Origin of the sequence: Tessaracoccus massiliensis (genome assembly GCF_000826065.2) — a bacterium.
GTDB classification, from domain to species: Bacteria; Actinomycetota; Actinomycetes; order Propionibacteriales; family Propionibacteriaceae; genus Arachnia; species Arachnia massiliensis_A.
The window spans coordinates 1-1,195 of record NZ_LN623527.1 but is presented as its reverse complement, the minus strand read 5'-3'; the positions used below and the strand labels follow the sequence as shown (position 1 = coordinate 1,195).

The 1,195-nt window shown below is 67.4% G+C and carries 2 protein-coding genes; both read right to left on the bottom strand.

Going from position 1 to position 1,195, the window contains the following annotated elements:
• Positions 1-19: 19 nt before the first annotated feature.
• Complete coding sequence (locus tag BN1186_RS00010) at positions 20-505, bottom strand: hypothetical protein (protein WP_139650685.1); 486 nt, start codon at positions 503-505, stop codon at positions 20-22.
• A gap of 28 nt (positions 506-533) precedes the next feature.
• The gene (locus BN1186_RS00005; RefSeq protein ID WP_040281318.1) at positions 534-1,100 is read right to left on the bottom strand and encodes a 3'-5' exonuclease family protein; all 567 of its coding nucleotides are present in this window, start codon (positions 1,098-1,100) and stop codon (positions 534-536) included.
• Positions 1,101-1,195: the final 95 nt, after the last annotated feature.

The following is a 1,195-nucleotide window of genomic DNA, read 5'->3' as shown; positions in this document are numbered from 1 at the left end:
GGCAGGTGGTCTGGGGCGGTCATGGTCGGCTCCTCGCCGTCTTGGCGACGGCCCGCATCAGCGAGGCGCGGAACGTCGGCGGATGCGGCTCGGGGTCGAGCTTCGGGCCGCGTCGAACGATGCGGAGCTTGCCGCGCTTGTCGAGGGCCATAAGCCCCCAGTCGTCGGGCAGGTCGTCGCGGACGATGGCCTTGTCCGGCACGACGAGCCACCAGTGGTCGCAGTAGCGCTTGATCGCGTCGGCCTTGCTCGGGTCCGCGAGTTCGGTCAGCCAATCGGATCGGCTGACTTTCACCTCATGGCCATGAAGCCTGAGCCCTTGCGCTTCCCATGTGTCTTGGGCGAGGAAGTCCGCGGTGCGCATGGTGACGGAGTAGCCGGCGAAACCGCAGGCGGCGCGGACATGCTCGGCGGTGACGTATCGGCGCACCGTGCCCTGGGACGTCTGTGAGTAGCGGACTTGGAGAGCGTCGAGCATGTCGCGCTCGGTGTAGCGGGTGGGCACGCACTCCACCCCCGCTGAGCAGGGGCGGTCATGGTCGATCCTTCCTGGTGATGGCGTCGTAGATGTCCCGTGCCCAGCGAGCGTCGCCGAGGGCGGTGTGCCGGTCGTACATCTCAGGCCTGATGCCGATGGCACGGCTGAGGTCGTCGGAGTTCCACGGCGGTTGGAACCGGGGCCGGTCCTGCCCGCTGATGTAGCCGACGATCAGGTTCTCCACGTCGATGAGGTGGTGGTGCCAGCTGGTCACGCCGAACTGGTGCGCTATCCGCTCGGTGTCGAAGTTCGGAACGGCGCCCACGATGTGAGACTTGATGCCGTTGACGGGGCGCAGCAGGTAGCGCAGCAGCACCTTCAGCTCGTCGTGGTCTATGAGGTCCGCGTCGCTGTCGTGGTAGCGGCGCTGGAAGTCGCTGGCGAAGGGCTCGGGGAAGTCGTCGGGAGCGTAGTAGGGCATCCCGTCCGGCCCGGCGACGAGGAAGTGGTGCTCGGTTTCGACTCCGTCTGGTTCGCGACGGATGAGGGCGATCTCCCAGATGGGGTCGTTGAGGCCGAGGCCGAGGGTTTCGGTGTCGAGAAAGATCAGCGGGGCGGTCATGGTCGGTCCTTTCGTGCGCGGATGGCGCGGATGGTGGCGGGGTCGGCGGGGGTCACGTCGGCGTGCGGGTCACGCCATGACGGCACCTCGTCGTG